This window comes from Streptococcus sp. HMSC077F03 (assembly GCF_001812375.1).
GTDB classification, from domain to species: domain Bacteria; phylum Bacillota; class Bacilli; order Lactobacillales; family Streptococcaceae; genus Streptococcus; species Streptococcus oralis_S.
This window is the reverse complement of record NZ_KV808776.1, coordinates 75,061-95,444: the sequence shown is the minus strand read 5'-3', so window position 1 is coordinate 95,444 and position 20,384 is coordinate 75,061. Positions and strand designations below refer to the sequence as shown.

The 20,384-nt window shown below is 41.6% G+C and carries 10 protein-coding genes; all 10 read right to left on the bottom strand.

The window, feature by feature from the left end:
- Position 1 precedes the first annotated feature (1 nt).
- Entirely contained in the window at positions 2–1,048 is a 1,047-nt protein-coding gene (locus tag HMPREF2853_RS04430; RefSeq protein ID WP_000949303.1) for a FecCD family ABC transporter permease, read from the bottom strand.
- 569 nt (positions 1,049–1,617) lie between these two features.
- Complete coding sequence (rpsO, locus tag HMPREF2853_RS04425; RefSeq protein ID WP_001018251.1) at positions 1,618–1,887, bottom strand: 30S ribosomal protein S15; 270 nt, start codon at positions 1,885–1,887, stop codon at positions 1,618–1,620.
- 428 nt (positions 1,888–2,315) lie between these two features.
- The gene (locus HMPREF2853_RS04420) at positions 2,316–5,498 is read right to left on the bottom strand and encodes an SbcC/MukB-like Walker B domain-containing protein (protein WP_070535024.1); all 3,183 of its coding nucleotides are present in this window, start codon (positions 5,496–5,498) and stop codon (positions 2,316–2,318) included.
- The gene (locus tag HMPREF2853_RS04415; RefSeq protein ID WP_070535022.1) at positions 5,495–6,703 is read right to left on the bottom strand and encodes an exonuclease SbcCD subunit D; all 1,209 of its coding nucleotides are present in this window, start codon (positions 6,701–6,703) and stop codon (positions 5,495–5,497) included. The genes HMPREF2853_RS04420 and HMPREF2853_RS04415 overlap by 4 nt, the downstream gene beginning before the upstream one ends.
- A gap of 195 nt (positions 6,704–6,898) precedes the next feature.
- A complete protein-coding gene (locus HMPREF2853_RS04410) occupies positions 6,899–7,591 on the bottom strand; it encodes a phosphoglycerate mutase (RefSeq protein WP_070535020.1) in 693 nt (230 codons plus the stop codon).
- A 163-nt stretch (positions 7,592–7,754) separates the two neighbouring features.
- Entirely contained in the window at positions 7,755–8,009 is a 255-nt protein-coding gene (locus HMPREF2853_RS04405) for a hypothetical protein (RefSeq protein ID WP_070535018.1), read from the bottom strand.
- A 361-nt stretch (positions 8,010–8,370) separates the two neighbouring features.
- On the bottom strand, positions 8,371–8,751 hold the full coding sequence (locus HMPREF2853_RS04400) for a hypothetical protein (RefSeq protein ID WP_070535016.1): 381 nt from the start codon (positions 8,749–8,751) through the stop codon (positions 8,371–8,373).
- Between the two features lie 151 nt (positions 8,752–8,902).
- Positions 8,903–14,407, bottom strand: coding sequence for a ZmpA/ZmpB/ZmpC family metallo-endopeptidase (locus HMPREF2853_RS04395; protein WP_070535015.1), 5,505 nt, complete (start codon positions 14,405–14,407; stop codon positions 8,903–8,905).
- Positions 14,408–14,640: 233 nt separating this feature from the next.
- A complete protein-coding gene (locus HMPREF2853_RS04390; protein ID WP_000849881.1) occupies positions 14,641–15,021 on the bottom strand; it encodes a hypothetical protein in 381 nt (126 codons plus the stop codon).
- A 247-nt stretch (positions 15,022–15,268) separates the two neighbouring features.
- On the bottom strand, positions 15,269–20,384 hold a 5,116-nt coding region (locus HMPREF2853_RS04385; RefSeq protein ID WP_070535013.1), incomplete at its 5' end, for a ZmpA/ZmpB/ZmpC family metallo-endopeptidase.

The window sequence follows — 20,384 nt, the reverse complement described above, 5'->3', positions numbered from 1 at the left end:
ATCAGGCCCTCACCTCCCTTCGCCTACCTCCAACAATGTAGATGAAGAAGGGAGCACCTACTAAGGCTGTGAAAATACCAATCGGCAACTCAGCGTTTGGAATGATGATACGGGAGAGTACATCTGCCCAGATGACAAAGAGGGCACCCAGCAAGGTCGCAACAGGAAAAAGTCTCCTGTAATTCGTTCCCACTAACCCTCGAGCTAAGTGAGGAGTAATTAGACCAACAAATCCAATAATCCCACAAGTTGCCACCAAGACAGCTGTCAGCACAGCCACCATGGTCACATAAAGATACCAATAGAAGCGTAAGGGAATTCCCAAAGTTAAAGCAGCCTCATCTCCCATCATCATCGCATTAAAAACACGATACTGAGTAGCGAAAAATAGAAAGGCCATTCCTACTACTATAGTTGGCAGAACCAAGTCTGCCCAGGTAGTCCCGGCAAGCGATCCCATGGTCCAAAACTTAATGGTCATCACACTGTCCGCATTAGCGCCAACTGAGATAATAAAGTTGGAAAAGGCCAGAAAGAGAGCATTGACCACCGTTCCTGATAAGATCAGACTAGAAGTCGTCATCCTTCCCTGCATAGAGGCAATGATGAGGACAGCAATTGTTGCCAAAATAGCTCCAAGGAAAGCTCCAAGGCTAATCACCAATTTTAAACCAAGAATGATGCTCAAAGTTGCCCCTAGAGTTGCACCCGCAGAAATTCCTAAGACATAAGGCTCTGCGATGGGATTGTTCACTGTAGACTGCATCACGCTACCACACATGGAAAGACCAGCCCCTACTATCAGACCTAACAATACTCGGGGGAATCTCATGTTCCATACAATGGCAAGAGTGGACTTGGAAACCTCTCCTATCTCAAGAGGAAATCCCAATCTGCTCAAAATGATCCGATAGGTATCTCCTAGATCAATCGCAACAGACCCCATAGAAACAGCTAGAAAGAGAGAAATTCCTAAAACGCTTAGCAAAATAACCAAAAACAACACAAATTGCAAATCTTGTCGGCTTCCAGAAAATTTGGAAAGCATGAAAACCTCCTTTGATAGAATCTTAAAAATTTAGAAAATTCTCATGAAAAGTATACCATATTTCTATTAGATGAACAAGGATAGAGACATATATAGAAAAAGCCCTCTGAAGTCAGAGAGCTGATTTGAGCTCGGGCTATAATCCTAGTGAAACAAAAAATCTCCCCGAAGGGAGAAAATCTGGTTTATTTTAGCTTACAGTGCTAATGACCGTAACCGAAGATAATACTTGAGTATATTGAGGTAGGGTGACAAAAGTAAAAAAGCTACCCAATGGAGTAGCTTCATTATCATGATATGCTTAATTGAACACGGCCTAACCACTTGGCAAAAAAGATAAAATCTCCCCGAAAGGAGATCATTCTGGTTTATTTTATCTTACAGTGCTAGGAACCGAAGATTATACTTGAGTATATCGAGATAAGGTGACAACATAAAAAGCCCTCTGAAATCAGAGAGCTTTATTCTTGCTGGATAAAACGTTTATAGACTAGGCGACAAGCCGAAGATTGTACTGATGGTACATCGAGGCGAAGGCAACGAAGTATAGAAACGTTTTAGACGCAAGATTAACGACGAAGTCCTAGAGAGTTGATTAACTCACGGTAACGGTTAACGTCGTTTTTACGCAAGTATGCAAGCAAGTTACGACGGCGACCGATTTTCTTCATCAATCCACGGTAAGTAGCGTGGTCTTTTTTGTGTTGTTTGATGTGTTCGTTAAGGTGGTTGATTTCCCAAGTAAGGACAGCAACTTGAACCTCTACTGAACCTGTATCACCTTCGTGACGTGCATATTGTGCGATGATTTCATTTTTTTTCTCTTTTGAGATTGCCATGATGTTTCTCCTTTTTATTTGGCTTCATCCGAGTGACAGGTTGGCATGCCTATAACCAAGAAGAAGTTATTTGTCTTTACGACAGTTCTTATTCTACCAAGAAGCAGAGACTTTGTCAACTGATTTACTATTTAAACCCGTGAATTACTCTACTGATTTCAGGCTTCGAGCATATCAACCTTTCTTACAATCAGGTCACTCTTTACTATCATTATAACGCTTTTTCAACTAGTTGGAAACTAGAAGCAAAAACAAAAAAGCTGACCAAAGTCAACTTTTTATTGCAGTAACATTTACCCCTAAGTCCAATATAGTGTGAAGAATAATTAATTAGTCTTCTAGCATAGTTAACTAATAGAATTAGTCAGTATTCTTAGAACATATCAATACATAGTTAGACTGTCTTTAATTTCTAAATTTAACTTATTCTAATCTTTCTGCATAACCTTAATATAGCTACTACCATCGTGTGACTTGATGATAACTAATTGTTGAGCGATCCCTTCCTTCATGTCATCCACATGACTGATGACACCGACCATGCGATTTTCACCAATTTGTTCTAGGACCGTGATAGCCTTGGTGAGGGCTTCCTTATCCAATGATCCGAAACCTTCGTCAATGAAGAGGGCTTCAACAACAGCACCCTTGCTGGTATTTTGCACCACCTCTGAGAGGGATAGGGCAATAGCAAGTGCGGCGATAAAGGTTTCTCCTCCAGACAAGGATTTGACGGAACGCTCGCTACCTGTCAACTGGTCATAGACGTTGATGTCCAAACCAAAGTGATCACGCGCCCTACGTCCTTCTTCACTCAGGACAAAGGAATAGCGATTATCCGTTAAGAGACCGATGTAGTTGGCATTGGCATAATCCAAGATTTGTTGGAAATACTGACGGATAACATAAACTTCAAGATTGAGTCGCCCAGTTAGAGCTGTATTTTCTCCCTTAACCACCTTGACCAAATCACTGAGCTCTTGATGAGCCTTAAAGGCCTCCTGGTTGCTGTCTTGAAGGGTCTTAGCCACCTGGTAGGTAGCCGTCGCATCCTCAAGCCCCTTCTCTAATACAGAAACCTGAGCATGCTGCTGATTATAACTTTCCTGACAAGCCTCTACTGCTTGCGCTAGACTATCGAGATCTGGTTGTTCTTGATTTTGGAGAAGCTCTTGGCTATTGCTAATCTGGATCTGCAACTCTTGTTTAAGAGTTTGGTAGCTTGTCAATTGAGCCTGGAGCTCAAGAATAGCTTGATTGTTCACCTCATGCAACCAACTCTGGATTTGATTTTGGTCATTGGTGAGGGCCCCTTCAGCCTTAAGACTTTGGTCTAATTCAGCCGATAAACGCTTCATTTCTTGGCTGGTCTTTTCTTTAGACTTGTTCAAGCTCTTAAGTTGCCCCTTGACTCCTTGAATTTCGGCATAAAGTTGGTTGTAGGCCTCACCATTTTCCTTGACTTTCTTATTGTAGAAGTCCAACTCTTGCTTAGCTAGGGAAATACGTTCTTGATAAACCTCAACAGATTCAAGCTCTGGATGAGCTTCCTGCAAGTCTTTTAGGCGCTCCTTATTTTGGTTAAATGCAGCCTTGGCCTCTTGATAGTTTTTAGAAAAATCTACCTCTTCTTCCTGAGCTTTGGCTAACTTAGCTTTATATCGTACATAATCTGTCTCTTCTTTATCATAACGTTTTTGTAACTCTTGATAATACTTTTTAACCTTCAGAAGTAGGGCTTGTCCACGGTATGCTTCATAGTCCTCTGAAAAATCAAAATCAAATTGTCCCTTAACTTGGTCTTCGAGTTCTTGATAGTTTTTTTGAAGAGTTGACTTTAATTCAGCCAACCTGTTAAGCGATTTTTTACGATTAGATTCAACTTCTCTCAATGTAGCCTGAAGCTTTGACAAGGTAGCAACTTGATCTTCTTTTTGATCTTGAAGTGCCTCAACCGAATCCATGATACCCTTCAAGGTCATTTCATCAGCCTGTGTCCCATCAACCTTAGGATGATCCAAGGAACCACAGACCATACATGGCTGTCCATCCTCTAATTCTGCCTGCAACTGGGCAATCATGAGTTGACGACGTGAAGCTAAAGTCGTTCTTAACTTCTCTTCCAATTCTTTGAGGCTTTCTTGAGCTTGGTCAAACTCCAAAGAGTACCTTTGATATCGTTTTTTGTTATCTACCAACTCCTGATCCAATTCCACTATATCTTTTAGGTTCTGAGCCAGTTGCTTATCCACACTGTATTCCACAGACTGGAGGAGTTTTTCGACCTCATGTACACTATCCGAACTAAGACGATTAGTCTCCAAATCTAACAAGGACTGTTTAAGGAGCTCAATCTTTTCCGAAGCCTGCTGATAGGTTTTTTCCCACTGCTTGTAGTTAGCACGTGAACATTTGAATTTGTCTTGCTCTTTGGCAAGATCCTGGGCATGGCTAATAGCCCCTTCTAACGCTTTCAGTTTCTCTTCTTTTTGATGAAAATCCTCAGTCTGAGCTTCCAGTGCCTCTTTTTGAACCTTAACTTCCTCAAAATCCTGCTGCTTAGCACTTAGTGCTTCTTGAGCGATTTCAAGGTCTTGTTCTAATTGAAACAACTGCTTCTGATACTCCTTCAAACTGCTAATGGTTTCCTGCAAGCCTTGGGCAAACTGCAATTCCTCCAGATGCGCTTTTGCTTCTGCCTGTTCCTGAGCACCTTCCTCAATTTCCAGACGGTAACGCTCCTTGGCTAGATCCAATTCTTGGAAAATCTTTGCCACATCTTGTGCAGTTTGCAAGCTCTTCTGCAGCTTAGCCAAATCCTCATGGGCTTCCTTTAAGATGCTTTTTTGCTCTTCAAGATTATCTTGCCGTTGCGCCAAAAGTTCTTCAAGACGTGCCAATTTTTCATAAGCTGGTGTTTGGGCCAAGATAGCTAATTCTTCCTCAGACCAAACCTGACTGGCAAAATGACCATCTAGCTCAGCCTGACGCTTCTCCATATCCTTATTGCTCTGACGAAGAATCTCCTCCAAGCTCTTTTGAAAGCGGTCAAAAATACCTGTTCCAAAGATTTTTTTCAAAATTTGAGTCTTGGTCTTGGAATCTTCTTTCAAGAAACGACTGAAATCATTTTGCGGAAGAAGGATAATCTGTTTGAACTGCTCGGCATTGAGCCCCAAAATTTGCTCAATCTGATCACTCACTTCCTTGATTTTATCCCCGAGCTTTTCGATTTCTTGACCACCAATCTTATCCACAATAACTAGAGAAGCTGACCCTTTTTCCTCAGTCGTACCACCACCTCGCTTTGCAATCCTATTTTGCTTAGGAACACGTTCAATCCGATAAAGATGATTGCCTTGCTGGAAGTAGAAAGTCACCTTAGTCAAGTCATCCTCTGGACCGGCAAAAGTTGACCTCATCTCCTCGACAATGCGATCACCACTGGTCGTTGCAAACAAGGCAACTGTCATAGCATCAAAGAGAGTACTCTTACCAGCCCCTGTGTCCCCACCAATCAAAAAGAGGGGAGCGTGGTCAAACTGGGTAAAATTGATAACTTCCTTACGATAAGGTCCAAAATTGGTCAATTCTAACTGGACTGGTCTCATTGTTGGCTCCTTCCAATCTCCTCAAAAATACTTTCCACAAGGGCCTTTTGTCTCTCAGACAAGACATCGCCCCCAGTCACTGTCTGGTAGAAATCAGAAACAATTTCCTGTGGCGACTGCATTTCCAAATCTTTTAAGTGCTGATTAACGGTCAGACTTTCTTCCCTGACATCACCCAATCGACTGAAAGTGATTTCTACAATATCTGTCCCATAAATTTCTTCCAGACGGGCACGCACATTGATCCCCTCTAACTCCTTACGACTGGATAATTGAATATCAAAGGCAAACCAAACCTTTTGACAAGGCTGTTCCTTATAAAATTCAGGTGACATCAAGATTTCAAAAGGTTCCTGAAGGGTCACGATTGGCCGTTTGACCTCTAAAGAATGGAAGGTCTGAGACAAATTACCAGTCGCATCCAATTCAACAATATAAACACCCTTTTCTTCCTTACGTTTAGCTTCTTTGACATTAAAAGCGACTGGACTGCCTGAATATTGCACGCACTTTGTCGGACTGGCAAAGCGCGTATGGATATGCCCCAAAGCCACATAATCAAATGCCTTGAAAAGGTCGCTGGTCACATTGGTAAGACCGCCCACCGTATTGCTCGTTTCAGAAAACATCAGTTCCCGTAGACTTTTACCGTCCTTGTCATCTTTTTTAGAAACCGCAAAATGCGTCACTAAAACATGGGACTTGTTAGGATCAAAAGCTTTTCCCATATCCTCAAGAATATAGGCCAAGGCATCTCCAATTTCCTGAATCCTCTTATCCTTATCGTCCTTATAGTAAATACGAGCATCAATAGGGTCGATAAAGGGCAGCAAGAAAATCTGGCAATCCTCCAACTCAATAGGTTCAAAAGCTTCCTCCAAACGTGTGCTTAAATGAAGACCCTGAGGTTGAAAAAAGTCTCGCCCAAAATGCAAGCGTTCAGCCCCATCGTGATTACCACTAATGGCATAGACAGGAATCTGCTCCTCCAAGACCAAACGTGCCAAAGTCTTATTAAAAAGCTTGATTGCATCCACAGGTGGAACCGCACGGTCATAGAGGTCACCAGCAATAATAACCCCATCCACCTGTTCAGAAATAGCTAAATCCACAATCTGTTGAAAGGCCCACTCCTGCTCTTCTAACAAAGACCAACCATTGAGCGTTCGACCTACATGCCAATCTGACGTATGTAATAACTTCATTACCCTCTCCTCATTCAGTTTAATCCTATTTTACATTTCATATTTTAAAGGCAAACAACTCATAAATTGAATAACATTTTTTAATATAACCAAAAAGAGAGGACCAAACTGGTCCCCTCTCAATATTAGTTTATCATCAACCACTGTAGTTAACAAGAAACTTTTTAATCTTGAGTCTAAAGACTCCTTTGAATTTTATTTTCCAAGGTAGTATTCAGAAACTACGTTCAATTTTTCGTCAAATTCGAATACCAATGGTGGGAAGTTAGGGATTTCCACGTCCATGATTTCATCGTCTGACAAGCGTTTGATGTGTTTTACAAGGGCACGGATTGAGTTACCGTGAGCTCCAACGAATACGTTTTTACCATCTTTAAGTGCTGGCGCGATTTTGTCTTCCCAGAATGGAAGGGCACGTTCCAAAGTCACTTTCAAGTTTTCAGCATCTGGAATTACTGAGTCGTCAAGTGAAGCGTAACGACGGTCAGTGTGAGCTGAGTGCTCATCGTTACGGTCCATGTTTGGAGGCAATACATCGTATGAACGACGCCAGATGTGAACTTGCTCATCACCAAATTGTTCAGCTGCTTCAGCTTTGTTTTTACCAGTCAAACCACCGTAGTGACGTTCGTTCAAGCGCCATGATTTTTCAACTGGAACCCACAATTGGTCAGCAGCTTCAAGAGCCAAGTTTGTTGTTTTGATCGCACGTTTCAATACTGAAGTGTAAGCTTGGTCAAATTCGATACCAGCTTCTTTGATCAATTTACCAGCGTCAATCGCTTGTTGTGTACCTTTTTCAGACAAATCAACATCAGCCCAACCAGTGAAAAGGTTAGCTTTGTTCCATTCAGACTCACCGTGGCGAGCAAAAACCAATTTTACCATTAGATGGATTCTCCTTTTATTTTTCGAGGTTTCCCTCGTTTATCTATTCTATTTTACACAATTTTTCACAAAAAAGCTAGTTAAAATCAACTAAAAAGAGAGAACAGTGTCCTCTCATCTAGTTATTATTAATTCGCGATATTCAATCAAGAAACGATTGCAATTATTTGTTATTTAAAGCATCAATTAAACGATCAGTATTCTTAGTTACATTAGTATCATTGTAACGATTATGAATTAGACCTTCAATTGTTTCTTTACAATTTTTAAGATTAGCTTTTTCAAATACTACCACACTGACAACATGTGTTCCACCAGAAGTAAGATGCAAAACTAGTAGAGTTTGAAAAGCACTTAGCACTGTTAATACACCATAAGCCGCTAATATCAATCCTCCGATAAATGAATTTTGCATCATTGAAAGGCCAATAAGAGCGAAAATGATACCCCAAGCAAATGATTTGAAATCAAGACGAAATGAACTATCTACACTTGCAACATGATCAACAGGAATTGTTTTATTTTGAGAACCCAGTGGAATAACTTTTAAAATAGTATTAGGGTTCGAAGTTTTTATAAAGACTCCCTCTAAAGCAATGGAAGCTTTTAAATAAATGTTAAATACGATGTAATGAAAGATTATTTCATAATATTCTCCTTTTTTTCAAGTTGTATTACATCATGTTTTCTTATAAAAAAAGCATTTTGCTAACATATTCTTTCGCCAGATAATTCTTTAAATAAAAAACAACCCTCCAACGGATTGTTTCACTAGACTTTCAGACAAGGCCACGAACTTCTTTCAAAAATTTAGCAAAAGAAACAGCACCTTTAATGATTAGAAATCCTCCTATCCACTCGGTCGCTGAAAGAAATCCCAGCACGCCACCAATGATAAATAGAATAGAAGGCAGCTTTCGAAGTTGTTGATCTTCTTCAAAATAGATTAACATAAAGGTCCCTAATGCAATCATTAAAATCTTAAAAAATGTCAGGAGCAAGGAAAAGGCAACCGTTACGACCAACATCTTTGAAGGATCTTTATAGATGAGAGCCCCAGTATAGGATAGCAAAAATCGTAGGACAGGCCCAAAAAGTAAGGTCACTCCTGCCAGCATGCCCAGTCTCCAATTGAGTCGAACCAATCTATCTCTCTCCATAAAAACCTCCTTCTCTCGTAGCTATCATTCTACCACATTTGCCCCAGAAACAAAAGACCTTCTCAGTCACAAACAAATCGCCTACCAGCTTTCAGACAGCAGGACATAAAAAGAGAAGATCTATCGATCCTCCCTTTTCATTTTCCAACCCTTATTTCTTAAAAATAGAGGTTCTGAAGTCGTTTGTTTGGTCAAGATAGGCCTTAAAGATTGCTCTCTTCAACTTATGAACAGCACTGTCAATCTCTGGCTTATAGTCACTCCAACGAGGACTTGCAGCATCCTTGAGAACAGCTTGGTCCATGAGGGCCTGCAATTCACTTACTTTATTAATAGTCTTTGTTACATAGCTTGGCCATGGTTTTGTCGGATCTTTAAAGGTCACCTGCTTCAAGTTCTCAAACTGATCCACACGTTCTTTATACATGGCTTTCTTAAAGGCAGCCCAAGATGAATACTTCCCTTCAAATACCTTGTTCAATACAAGTTCATCTGTCACCAATCCTCGTTCTTTACCATAGAGATTGATAGTTTTACCTTTTTGTTTGGCAGCTTCTTCGTATTGGTTAGAGATATAAGGTACCATTCCATCCTTGAAGCCTTTGGAAGCCAAAAGTTCGTAAGCGATCCGACGTCCCATAAGGTCCCCTGGTGTGCCTTTCTCACTGCTGAGAGCTGAAAAGATTGGGGCAAAGAGTTTAATCGTATAGTAGCCATTTCGCTCGTATTCACCAGACTGGTACTCACGAGCTGACAAGATGTTATGGTCAATCAAACTATCAAAGTTAGTTAGTTTTTGGGCCTCTGCTTCTGTCAATTCTTTGACTACGTTAGTAGCGTATACCTCATTGCCATCTACTGGATCTTTCACATACTTGTTCTCAATCTTTCTGAGAGCCGCCATTTTCTGGTAAACACTTAGTTTATTAACGATTGATTGTCCCTCGAGATATTCCAACATGTAGATGAGGTCAAACATGTTGTGGACATAGTTCTGAAGATCTGATGCGTTTTGGAATCTCTCTGTCGGATCCAAGACTTGCAGACGGGAGCCCTCTGTACTATCTGATGTTGAGTGTTTCAAGATAGAATTGATGGTAATGGTTGCGTCACTCGGTTGGTCAGGGGCTTGCAATAAGCCTTTTGCGAAGAATTCTGGTCCCAAGCCACTTCTACGACCATAACCGCCAAGGTAGATATCCTGATCTGAATCATGGGTCATTTCATGGGTATAAGTAATGGCTCCATCCTTGTCGAGCATACGGTAAGACATATAGTAGACACCATCTCCTGTTGCGTAGGCTCCATGCTGGTTGTGTACTACCTTATTGCCAACTGGGCCAAAGAAGTTCTTCATGGCTGGATTGGAACTATCAAACTTAGCCTCCACTGTAGCTTTTCCAGAGGTTGTGTCATCACCAAACTTATAAGCATCATAAAGCAAGATGGTACGATAGAGTTTTTCACGTGATTGTTCATCTAAAATACGATACCAATAATCGTAGTGATCTCGCTGGCGTTTGGCTGTTTCACGCGCATTTTCTTCTACAAAATCATTGAGAGCCTTGCCCGCTTTATGCTCGCTATTGCGGTAGCGATCATAGGCTCCAAATCCTAGACTAGACATAGTTGAGATGACAAATACTGATTTCTCTGGCAAGGTTAGGAGCGGCAAGACCATATTGCGGTATTTCCATGTGGCACTCGTGATGCGATCATAAACACCGATAGAATACTTGGTACCAGCTTGTCCCTGCTTAGTTCTGACTTCTTCAATATTAGATTTTTCTTCGACGATGTAAGCCTTAGTCTCTGATTTAAACCAGTCATTGTTGCTTTTCTCTGGTAGAAAGACTTTTCGGTAATGTTCTAAAGTGCTAAACAAATCTGTCGTTCCATGTTGACTGGCAAGACTGATACCATAAGTATCGACATTATTCTTAGCTAGAAGATTGTTAAAACCAGATTTACCTAACTCAATCAGGGCATCTAGTGGTAAAGCATTTCCCTTACCAAAGAAGTCCAGGTGGTACAGAACCAGGTCTTTGACGTTTACCTGACCATAGCTGAAGTTGTACCAACGCTCCAGATAGGTCAAACCAAGTAGCAAGGCTTCCTTGTTGCGCTTGATTTTATCTACAAGATAGCCCTTGGTAACTGGGTTGTCACCAGCCAGTCCAGCATCTGCTGACAAGAGTTTCTTCAAACTGTCTTCCAGTTGTTCCTTGGTTTTGGCGAACTGGTCTTCTAGATAGAGCTCAGTCTGCTTAACGTTTGGAGAAATACCGAGCGTCTTTCTGATGGCTTCTGAATGATAGTCAACCTTTTGTAAGCCTGGTAAGACTTGCTTGATGATAGAGCTTTGGTCATACAAGAATTGGTTTGGCGTATAGAGAAGGCCAGTATCTCCTAGACTATATTCTGCTAATTTGGCAAAATCAGCCTGGTATTTGAGATTGAGTTTTTCAGATGAATGGTCCTTGTAGTGTAGCAAGAGTTTGTTTGCAGTCTCTTTGTTAGAAACAATGTCTGTGATGACTTGGTCATCCTTCATCATAACTGCTGACAAGAGCTCTTTTTGATATAACAGACTGTTCTCATTGACCAGATTTCCGTATTTGACGATAGTTGCCTTGTTATAGAAAGGTAGTAATTTTTCAATATTTTTATAAGCCAAAGCGCGCTTAGCTTGATAATGGGCCACCTTAGAAAAATCACTTTCTTTACTACCACTTGTTGAAAGGGGCTCCACTGTTGGTAGAGTGAGAGGATTGATGGCTGCTTTTTTGCTTTCGATTTGGGAAGCATCCAGCATTGTTCCTCTTTCTTCAAAGGATTCCTTGCTGACGACCTCATCCTTGACCATAGTGACATTGTAGACTCTGTTGGCCTTGCTACTGAATGTGTCCTTCACCTTCATTCCATTGTAGTGGTAGCCGGTAATGGCATTTCCGTTGGTTACATTGACATCACTGAGAACATTGGTCAATCTTCCAGCATGCTGTTCCTCATTAGTTTTTCGATCCCACAAATAGCCTGCTACTCCCGCGACTCTACCAAAGTGCTTGGCATTGTTAATATCGCCTTCAGCATAGCTATCTTGGATTTGTGCATCCTGATCTACTAGACCTGCAAGACCACCCACTGTCTGATCTGAACTATTTGTGTTGGACGAAATGGCTACTGTCGCTTTTGACTTAGTAAGTAAAGCCTTGTCACCTGTCAAATGACCGACCAGACCACCGATATTGTAGGCAGCAGTCGTTTCATAAGTGTTGATAATTCTTCCCTTGAAAATGCTCTCTGTGATGCTTGATTGGTCCGCCTTAGCTAGCAAACCACCGATACCACGTTCACCGGCGAGAACACCATCGACGTGAACTTGCTGAATCTTTGTGTTATTCTGGGCTTCATAGGCCAGTGAACCAATATCATCTTTCCCTGAAATAGAGACATTTTTCAGACTCAATTTTTCTACTCTAGCGCCATTCAAGATTTCAAACAGAGGCTTTTTCAAGTTGTAAATAGCATACTGCTTGCCATCTTTTTCACCAATCAACTGACCAGTAAAGGCGCCCTTGATGTAAGATCTTTCATCAGGTCCCAGTTCCACTTCGTTGGCATTCAAACTAGCTGCTAAATGATAGGTTCCAGAGAGATTCTTGTTGATAGCTTTGACCAGGTTGCTAAAGGAAGTAAAGGTTATCGTTTCCTCTGTAGCCTTCTTAGCTAAGTAGAAGGTGAAATTATCAACATATTTATTTTCTAGCTCTTGCTGGAGTTTCTCAGCCTTGGCTGTGATTTTATAAACTGGCTGCCCATTTTTCGTTTCTGCAGCTATTGAAGCGACTGGTAGATAGACATCTTTAAATGACGAAGATTTAACCTTGACAAAGTAAGTGTCTGGATTACTTGGAACACCGTCTAAAGAAACGTGTTGTTTGTAAGTACCATTGGTCTGACTATACAACTCCAGATCCGAAACATTTCTTAATTCAAGTGTTTTTTCTGGATCTTTTTCTTTTGGTTTTTCTGTCGGAGCTTCCGGTTTTACTTGCTCAGTATTGCCAGTATATTCTGGAAGAGGAGCGACTTGTTCCGGTTCAACGATAGCTCCTGCTTGAGTGCCTGTATAGGCTGGTGTTTCAGTTGTCTCTGGGGCTACTATTGCACCTGATTGCGTATCTGTATATTCTGGTTTTTCAGCTATCTCAGGGGCAACAATCGCTCCCGCTTGAGTTCCTGTATACTCTTGTGTCGGTGGTACCTTTTCAGGCTCTACGATTGCTCCAGACTGCTCGCCTGTATAGGTTGGTTTCTCAGCCGTTTCTGGTTCCACCAAAGCCCCAGACTGGACGCCCCCAACCTCTGGCTCAACTTTTTCTGGTTCGACGATAGCACCAGCTTGGGTTCCCTGATACTCAGGTAGCGGAGCGACTTGCTCGGGTTCAACGACTGCTCCTGCTTGGGTGCCAGTATATTCAGGTTTTTCAGCTGTTTCAGGGGCAACAATCGCTCCCGCTTGATTCCCATTGTATTCTGGTAATGGAGCCTGAGTCTCAGACTCTCCTTTTCTTGCAGACTGAGGTGCTTCACTCGGAGCAACTGCCTTCTTAGTCCCTTTCTCTACTATACGTGGCAAGGCTTCTTCTACTTTAGTTGATAGAACTTCCCGAGAAATTTCTTGGTTTTCAACAGTGAAAATGCGAACAAGTTGAATCTTCTTCCCAGCACGACCTTCTTGTTTGACATGGATGGTCTCCTCTGCTAGATCTGGATTTTCTTGAACCACTTCTGAAAAGTCTAGTTTGGTTACAATTTCTTGGTCTTTGTATAGGAGCTCTGGTTTGTTCACGCGACCAGCCAAGACTTCGTCTTGAGGATCTACACTAGCAATACCGGACGGCTTTTGATTGGATGAATCTTGAGATGGGATTGGTTTTTCAGCAGGGAGTGTAGGAGATGGAGCTTTCTGCTCATCTCCTGCCTTTTGCCCACCCTCATTGGTCTGGAAATGAGGTTGAACCGTATAGTCAAGTTTCTGATCCCTAGCAGCAGTTTCTTGCTGATTAATCTCTTTGTCTTGCTTAATATAACCTAGGTAGGTATAACCCGATAAGGCACGTGGCAAAGGCAGACTATCTCCTTGGGATAATTGGTATTCTTGATTGTACTGTAGCAAAAGTTGATTTTCGATAGCCTGAACTGAAGAAACCAAACCTCTGCCCATCCCTGTTACCAAAATCACATTCAAGAGAGCTTTCTTTTTGCCTTTCTTTTTCGATACAACAAAAATAAGAAGGCCAATCGAAGCTAGCGCTTCACCTGATAAAACACTAGTAAGACTATGCTGCCCACCTGTATTGGGCAACTGACCTAGCTGTGCTTTCTCATCCATACGGTAGACTAGATAATAGGTGCTTTCACTATCTTCAGCAATTTTAGGAATGTCCTTTACAATCAAGTCTTTTTCTTGTCCACTCAACTCCGTATCCGTCACATATTTGTAGTGAATAGCTACATTTTCTTGAGCAAATACGGTTCCACTGCTAGCAATGGACACAAAAAATAGGCTTGAAATCGAAGCTGACACAAGACCAATTGCTAATTTTCGTAAGGAGAAACGATGCTGCTTCTCTCCAAAAATCTTTTTCATTCTAAATCCTCTCGCTTTTTAACCTCTATCAAGAAAATAACTAGTATTATATTTTGATATAGGTATTTTACATCAACCATTATACTATAAAAAGAGTTCCTTGTCTCAAATAAATGCTTTAGATTTTACGATTATTAAAGCTTATTTATCCTGTCAAATCTACCCCTGCTTGGTAACAAAAAAAGAAGGCTAAGCGCCTTCTCTTATTTGAAAATATTCCTAACAAAAAGTTATTATTCTTGAATCTCGAATTTTTTCAAAAGTCCAAAATAGAGGGATCCACCAATGATTGTCAGAATTCCTCCTACCCATCCCAAGAATGGGATCAATCCAACAGAACCACCTACGATAAACAAAACAGACGGTGCAGGGGTCACACGTTCATCGTCCTTGTAATAGACAATAGACACAATTCCTAAAACCAAGACAGCAATTTTTACCAATGCCAAAATGATTGAAAAAATCGTCAATATACCAACTGTTGCATCAGAGTCCTCCGTCGCCGCAGCAGCCCCGACAGCTATCATAAACATAACAAGAGGTGCCAACAGCAAGACGATACCTGAAATAAGACCAAAAATCGCATTTACGCGAGCAAGTGCTTTTGTTTTCATCCGAATCTCCTTAAAAAAATTTTACAACTATCATTTTATCATATTTTCATGAAAAACAAAAGAAATTTCAAAACGAGTATACTAGATGGTAAATGATTTCCAATTTCTCTCCAGACATTTAGAGTAAGGAATCTGTCATGTATCAATTTGTTTGTAAGTTATTCGTCTTCTCCACTAAGCAAGCAATTCCATAGAAAAAAGAAGATCACTTAGATCTTCTTTTTTCATGTCTATCTTTGCAAGATGCTTATCTTTCAAAGATAGACTGTCTGAAGTCGTCTGTCTCACGAAGATAAGCGTTGTAAATCTTCTTCTTAAGCAGGTTGACCCAGCTAGCTTCGACACGGCTAGTAGCATTGGTAATGTTGCGTACATCCTCTGCTACTGCTGCATCCATCAATTGCTGCATCTCTGCATAAGAACGAATGGTTACTTTCTTGGTACTGTTTGGATTTTTAAGCTCGTACTCAATGGTGATTGGCTTCAACTTGGTCAGCTGATCAATTCGCTCCTTATACATGGCCTTCTTGAAGGCTGCCCAAGAGGTGTATTCACCTTTAAATACATTTTCCAAGACTTTCTGGTCCGTCACGAGACCAACATCTCTTCCAGACCATCCGTCCCACGTTTTCTTCCCTTCATCGAAAGCTTCCTGAGAGTACTGACCAGAAACATAAGGGACAAATCCGTCATGGTAGCCCTTGGCTGCTAGTAATTCATAGGCTGTGCGACGGAACATAACATCACCTGGTGCTCCATTTGGATTGCTCAAGGCTGAGTAAATTGGTGAGAAGAGGCTGAGACTGAGGTAGCCATTTCGACCATATTTCCCACTTTCCTTATTCTCCCGACGAGTGATCACATCATTTTCAATCAGGGAGTCAAAGGTCTTCAGCTGCTTGATTTCCTCAGCTGTAAAGCTTCGCGTCTGGTTACCTGCATGAGTCTCCTTACCATACTTATCTGTAATATAGTAATTCTCCATCTTCCTGAACCACTGTAACTTGGCAGCATCACTCTGCTTCAGCATAGAAGTACCTTCTAGATAGTCCAAGGTGTAGATCATGTCAAACATACCATGGACATAGTGTTGCAGGTCTGCTGCATTTTGAACACGTTCCTTGAAATTATAGGTATGCATACGTGTCTTAGAGTCCTTGTCCACCTTGAAGAGAGTATTGAGCGTGATGGTTGGTTCATCTGCGCTCGGCGAAGATTGCAAGAGTCCGCGAGCATAGAGTTCCGCACCTAGTCCCTCACGACGACCATAACCTTCAAAGTAAATAGCACCGTCAGAGTTATGGGTCATCTCATGCGTGTAGACTGAGTTACCATAGTCTTCCAACAATTTAGCAGCATCAAAGTGAGTTACACTACCCGTAGCATAGGCATTATAGCCCTTGCTAGGATACCACTTACCAGCTGGTCCGAAGAACTCCTGCATAGCTAGTGATTTTTTGTCATTAGATGGAGCCCAATATCTTTGACCATTCTTGTCAACCAATGAGAATCCATCATAAACCAAAACAGAACGGAAGAGCTTGTCCTTGCTTTCATCGCTTAGAATCTTATACCAGAAGTCATAGTGATCGCGCTGGTATTCAGCTGTTTTTCTCACTCGGTCTTCGACAAATTCCGCTAGCTCTGCATCTGTGCGGACCCTGTTATTAGCATCAAGGCGATAGCGATCATAAGCTCCCATAGAGAGGGTAGACATATTAGAGATCGCATAGACACCCTTCTCCGTCATGGTCAAGAGTGGCAGGAGCATGCCCTTGTGTTCCCAATTATCTGCAGTAATCTTGTCATAAACACCAACAGAGTACTTGCTCTTACCCTCGGCTGCATCCTGAAGCTGTCTAGCTTCTGCTACATCCGACTTGGCCTCAACGATGTAGGCTTTTGTATTGGTTTTGAGCCATTCATTATTGGTCCTATAAGGCAGGAAGAGCTGACGATAGCCTTCAAGATAATTGAAGAGTCCTCGTTTACCAGTTGCTTCAGAGAGCGAATTATCATAAGCTGTATAGTTATTTTTAGCCTTGAGATTCTCCAATCCTGACTTCCCTAAAGCAATGATTGTATCTAAAGTCGAAACATCATTCTTACCGTAGAAATCAAGCTTGTAAGCCGATAAGTCCTTAACATTAAAGTTATCATAGTTGATATTGTACCAACGATTAAGGTAAGTCAAACCTAATAGGAAAGCTTCTTTATCAGCAAGAATCTTCTTAACAAGATAATCCTTAACTACTTCACCTTCAGTATTGATAGCCTTATCCATAGCCAGAACTTTTCGTAGTTCTGCTGACAGTTTGCTTTTCACTTGCGTAAATGCGGTGTCTAGGTATAGTTCATCCAAAGAAGTATCTGCTGCTACACCAAGAACTGTGCGCATAGCTGACGAATCAAGAACGACCTTATTCAGCTCTGGCAACACTTGATTTAGAATACTAGTATAATCTGATACAAAGGCTTCTGGAGTATAAAGAAGGTCTAATCCCTTGATACTATACTCAGCAATACCTCGATTTACGAAATCTCCCTTATAAGATATTTCTAGGTAGTCAATAGTATTGTCCATGTAGTGAAGCATCAAACGATTGATTGCTGTTTTATTGCTATGGATATCAGTGATAATCTGGTCACCCTTCATCGGAACAACATCCAGTAGGTACTCCTTATTCAACTTATGCTCTTTCGGGATCTTGTTCGCAAACGAAACAATGGTTTCTTTATTGTAGAAAGGAAGCAGTTTCTCCATATTTGCATAAGAATATCCACGGTCGAATTGAGCATTGTTTACCTCACCATAGTCGACATAACGCATATTTAGATTCGTGTCATCTAGGCTAGTCGTGATGTCCATAGCAGTCAGTTTTTCTTCCATTTCTTCTTGAGTAATAGTAGAAGTAACAAACTGATCGTTTTTCAAGGTTTCACTTTTAGCAACTTTATATGCTTGCGTAATGCGGTCGTTTTTGTAGCCCTGATCCCCAGAAATACTGTAAACATTTGTACCGCTAACATTACTGATCACATTATCAACTAAACCATTAAAGTAGTTCGAGCCGACCACTCCACCGATTTGACCGCTAGTGGTTGCATTATATAGTTTTCCTGTCACATACGACTTGGTGATTCGAGCATTGTTTTCTAGACGTCCAACCAAACCACCGATACGTTGTTCATTTGATCGTGCACCACTAATAATCGTTACATCTGCTTTACTTTGGCTAAGAAGAGATTCTCCTCCTTTAAGGTTTGCAACCAAACCACCTACATTATAAGCTTTGATTTGTTGACTGTTAGATAGGATAGTCCCCGTAAAGGAACTATTCGTGATTTTCGTATTGGTTCCATTAACTACTAGACCCGCTACGTTAGAGGCGTTGCCTACTACCGATACTCTCCCCAGAACAGAAACATCTGTGATTAGCGCATTCTCCGCATTGCGTGCCAGAGCAGCCGAGTCATAGGTACCCACGATATTCACGTCTTTAAAGTCGATATTGGTAATAGAAGATCCGTTCTTGAGGTTTTCAAATAAAGGCTTGGCTAGATTGTAAATCGCATATTGCTTGCCATTTTGACTACCCGTCAGACTGCCGGTGAAGTTCCCTTTGAGATAGACATAATCAGCAGGAGCTAGGTTGACCTCGCTCGCATCCAAATCAGCTCCCAACACATAATTTCCTGCCATATTTCGCTTCATAGCGTCTACCAATCCAGCAAAGCTGGTGTAGACATTTTGCTGACTTGGGACTGCCTTACTGATGTAAAAGTCGTGCCCAGACTTGTATCCTATCTCACTTTCTTGGACGAGTTCAGGAAGGGCTACATTAACCTTATAGACTGCCTTGCCATCTTTCTCTGCTTCAGCAATGCTGTGAACTGGTAGGAGAATTTCCTTGGATTCGCTTGACTTGATTTTGACGAAGTAGGTAGACAGATCCGTAGGCATAGAGCTCATCGATACAAAGCGCTTGTATTGGTCATTTTCTTTATGATAAAACTCAACAGAATCAATATCACGGAAGGCAATCTTCTTGTATTCTAGCTCAAAGTTACGACTGTCTGTTTCAAACTCAGTAAAGCTGCCATTATCGAGTTCATAAGTCAACTTGGTTTTTAGAGTGTAGCCTGTGTAGTAGTCTAGGTCGCCAATTTTCAAGCTGCCAGCAAAGTTGGTAATCGGAAGAGTGCGAATCAGCTGGTCTCCCTGGTACAATTCTGCAGTCGCTGAACGGAAGGACTGGGTCTGGTCTTCCAATCTATATTGGACCGTCACCGACTTATCATCAGCATTCTCAGTCAGACTTAGAATGGAAACAGTCGGCTTGACTTTAGGCACTCCATTTAGTGCTTCTTTGGCTGCTGTCAGGCTAACAAGAGCTTGGTTGACCTGTACTTGTGTAGCAGTCTGATTGTTCAAAACTCCCTCTGCCTTGGTCAATTCGTCAGTATAAGCTGTCTGCTTTTCTGAATCCGCATTCTTATATTTAACCGAGGTTTTAACCGTTGGATTTAAATCGTACTCAGTCTGAAGAGCTGTTTTAACAACTTCAAGACCACTTAATTGCGCCTTGGCTTGATTGATTTGTTCCACCAGTTGGTTGACTTCTGCTTGGCTGGCTTGGGATTGGCTCAGAATCGCTTGGCCTGCCGTCAAAGCAGCATCATAGTTAGCTTGATGACTCTGACTATCGTTGAAATAACGGGCCTGAGCTTTAATCTGATTCGCTTCTGCCAAGAGACTATGCAGTGAAATTAAATCGAACTCCTCTAAAGCGTCTGCTTTCGGTGCATCACTTGGTACCATAGTTGGCTTAGCCGTGCCGACTTTGACGATTTGTGTTATAGGAGCTAGTGTTTCTTCATTAGATAATTCTTGGCGGTCAACAACTTGACCGTTAGAACTGTAAACACGAGTCTTAATGGTACGTTCGCCTTGAACACCCGGAGTTGTGATTTGGCGAGCATCTCGAACAAGCTCATCCGTATATTGCTCCTCGATGTTAAAGGCTATTTTCTCTACGAGGGTTTCATCTGTGTAAGTCAGTGGATACTCTGGCAAAGCGTCTGCTTTTGGCGCATCGCTTGGTACCATGTTTGGTTTAGCCGTACCGACCTTGACCACTTGCGTTACGGGAGCTAGTGTTTCCTCGTTGGACAACTCTTGGCGGTCAACCTCTTGACCGTTAGAACTGTAGACACGAGTCTTGATGGTACGTTCACCTTGGACACCCGGAGTCGCGATTTGACGAGCATCTCGAACAAGCTCATCGGTTTCTTCTTCACGAATAGTGAAGTTAATTTTCTCAACGCGAATTTCGTCAGTATATGTCAGCGGATACTCTGGC

Bases quoted from the DNA above. Each gene is read 5' to 3' on its own strand.
- HMPREF2853_RS04410 (WP_070535020.1), bottom strand. From the start codon at position 7,591: ATGGTAAAATTGGTTTTTGCTCGCCACGGTGAGTCTGAATGGAACAAA.
- HMPREF2853_RS04430 (WP_000949303.1), bottom strand. From the start codon at position 1,048: ATGCTTTCCAAATTTTCTGGAAGCCGACAAGATTTGCAATTTGTGTTG.
- HMPREF2853_RS04415 (WP_070535022.1), bottom strand. From the start codon at position 6,703: ATGAAGTTATTACATACGTCAGATTGGCATGTAGGTCGAACGCTCAAT.
- HMPREF2853_RS04405 (WP_070535018.1), bottom strand. From the start codon at position 8,009: ATGATGCAAAATTCATTTATCGGAGGATTGATATTAGCGGCTTATGGT.
- HMPREF2853_RS04395 (WP_070535015.1), bottom strand. From the start codon at position 14,407: ATGAAAAAGATTTTTGGAGAGAAGCAGCATCGTTTCTCCTTACGAAAA.
- rpsO (WP_001018251.1), bottom strand. From the start codon at position 1,887: ATGGCAATCTCAAAAGAGAAAAAAAATGAAATCATCGCACAATATGCA.
- HMPREF2853_RS04420 (WP_070535024.1), bottom strand. From the start codon at position 5,498: ATGAGACCAGTCCAGTTAGAATTGACCAATTTTGGACCTTATCGTAAG.
- HMPREF2853_RS04390 (WP_000849881.1), bottom strand. From the start codon at position 15,021: ATGAAAACAAAAGCACTTGCTCGCGTAAATGCGATTTTTGGTCTTATT.
- HMPREF2853_RS04400 (WP_070535016.1), bottom strand. From the start codon at position 8,751: ATGGAGAGAGATAGATTGGTTCGACTCAATTGGAGACTGGGCATGCTG.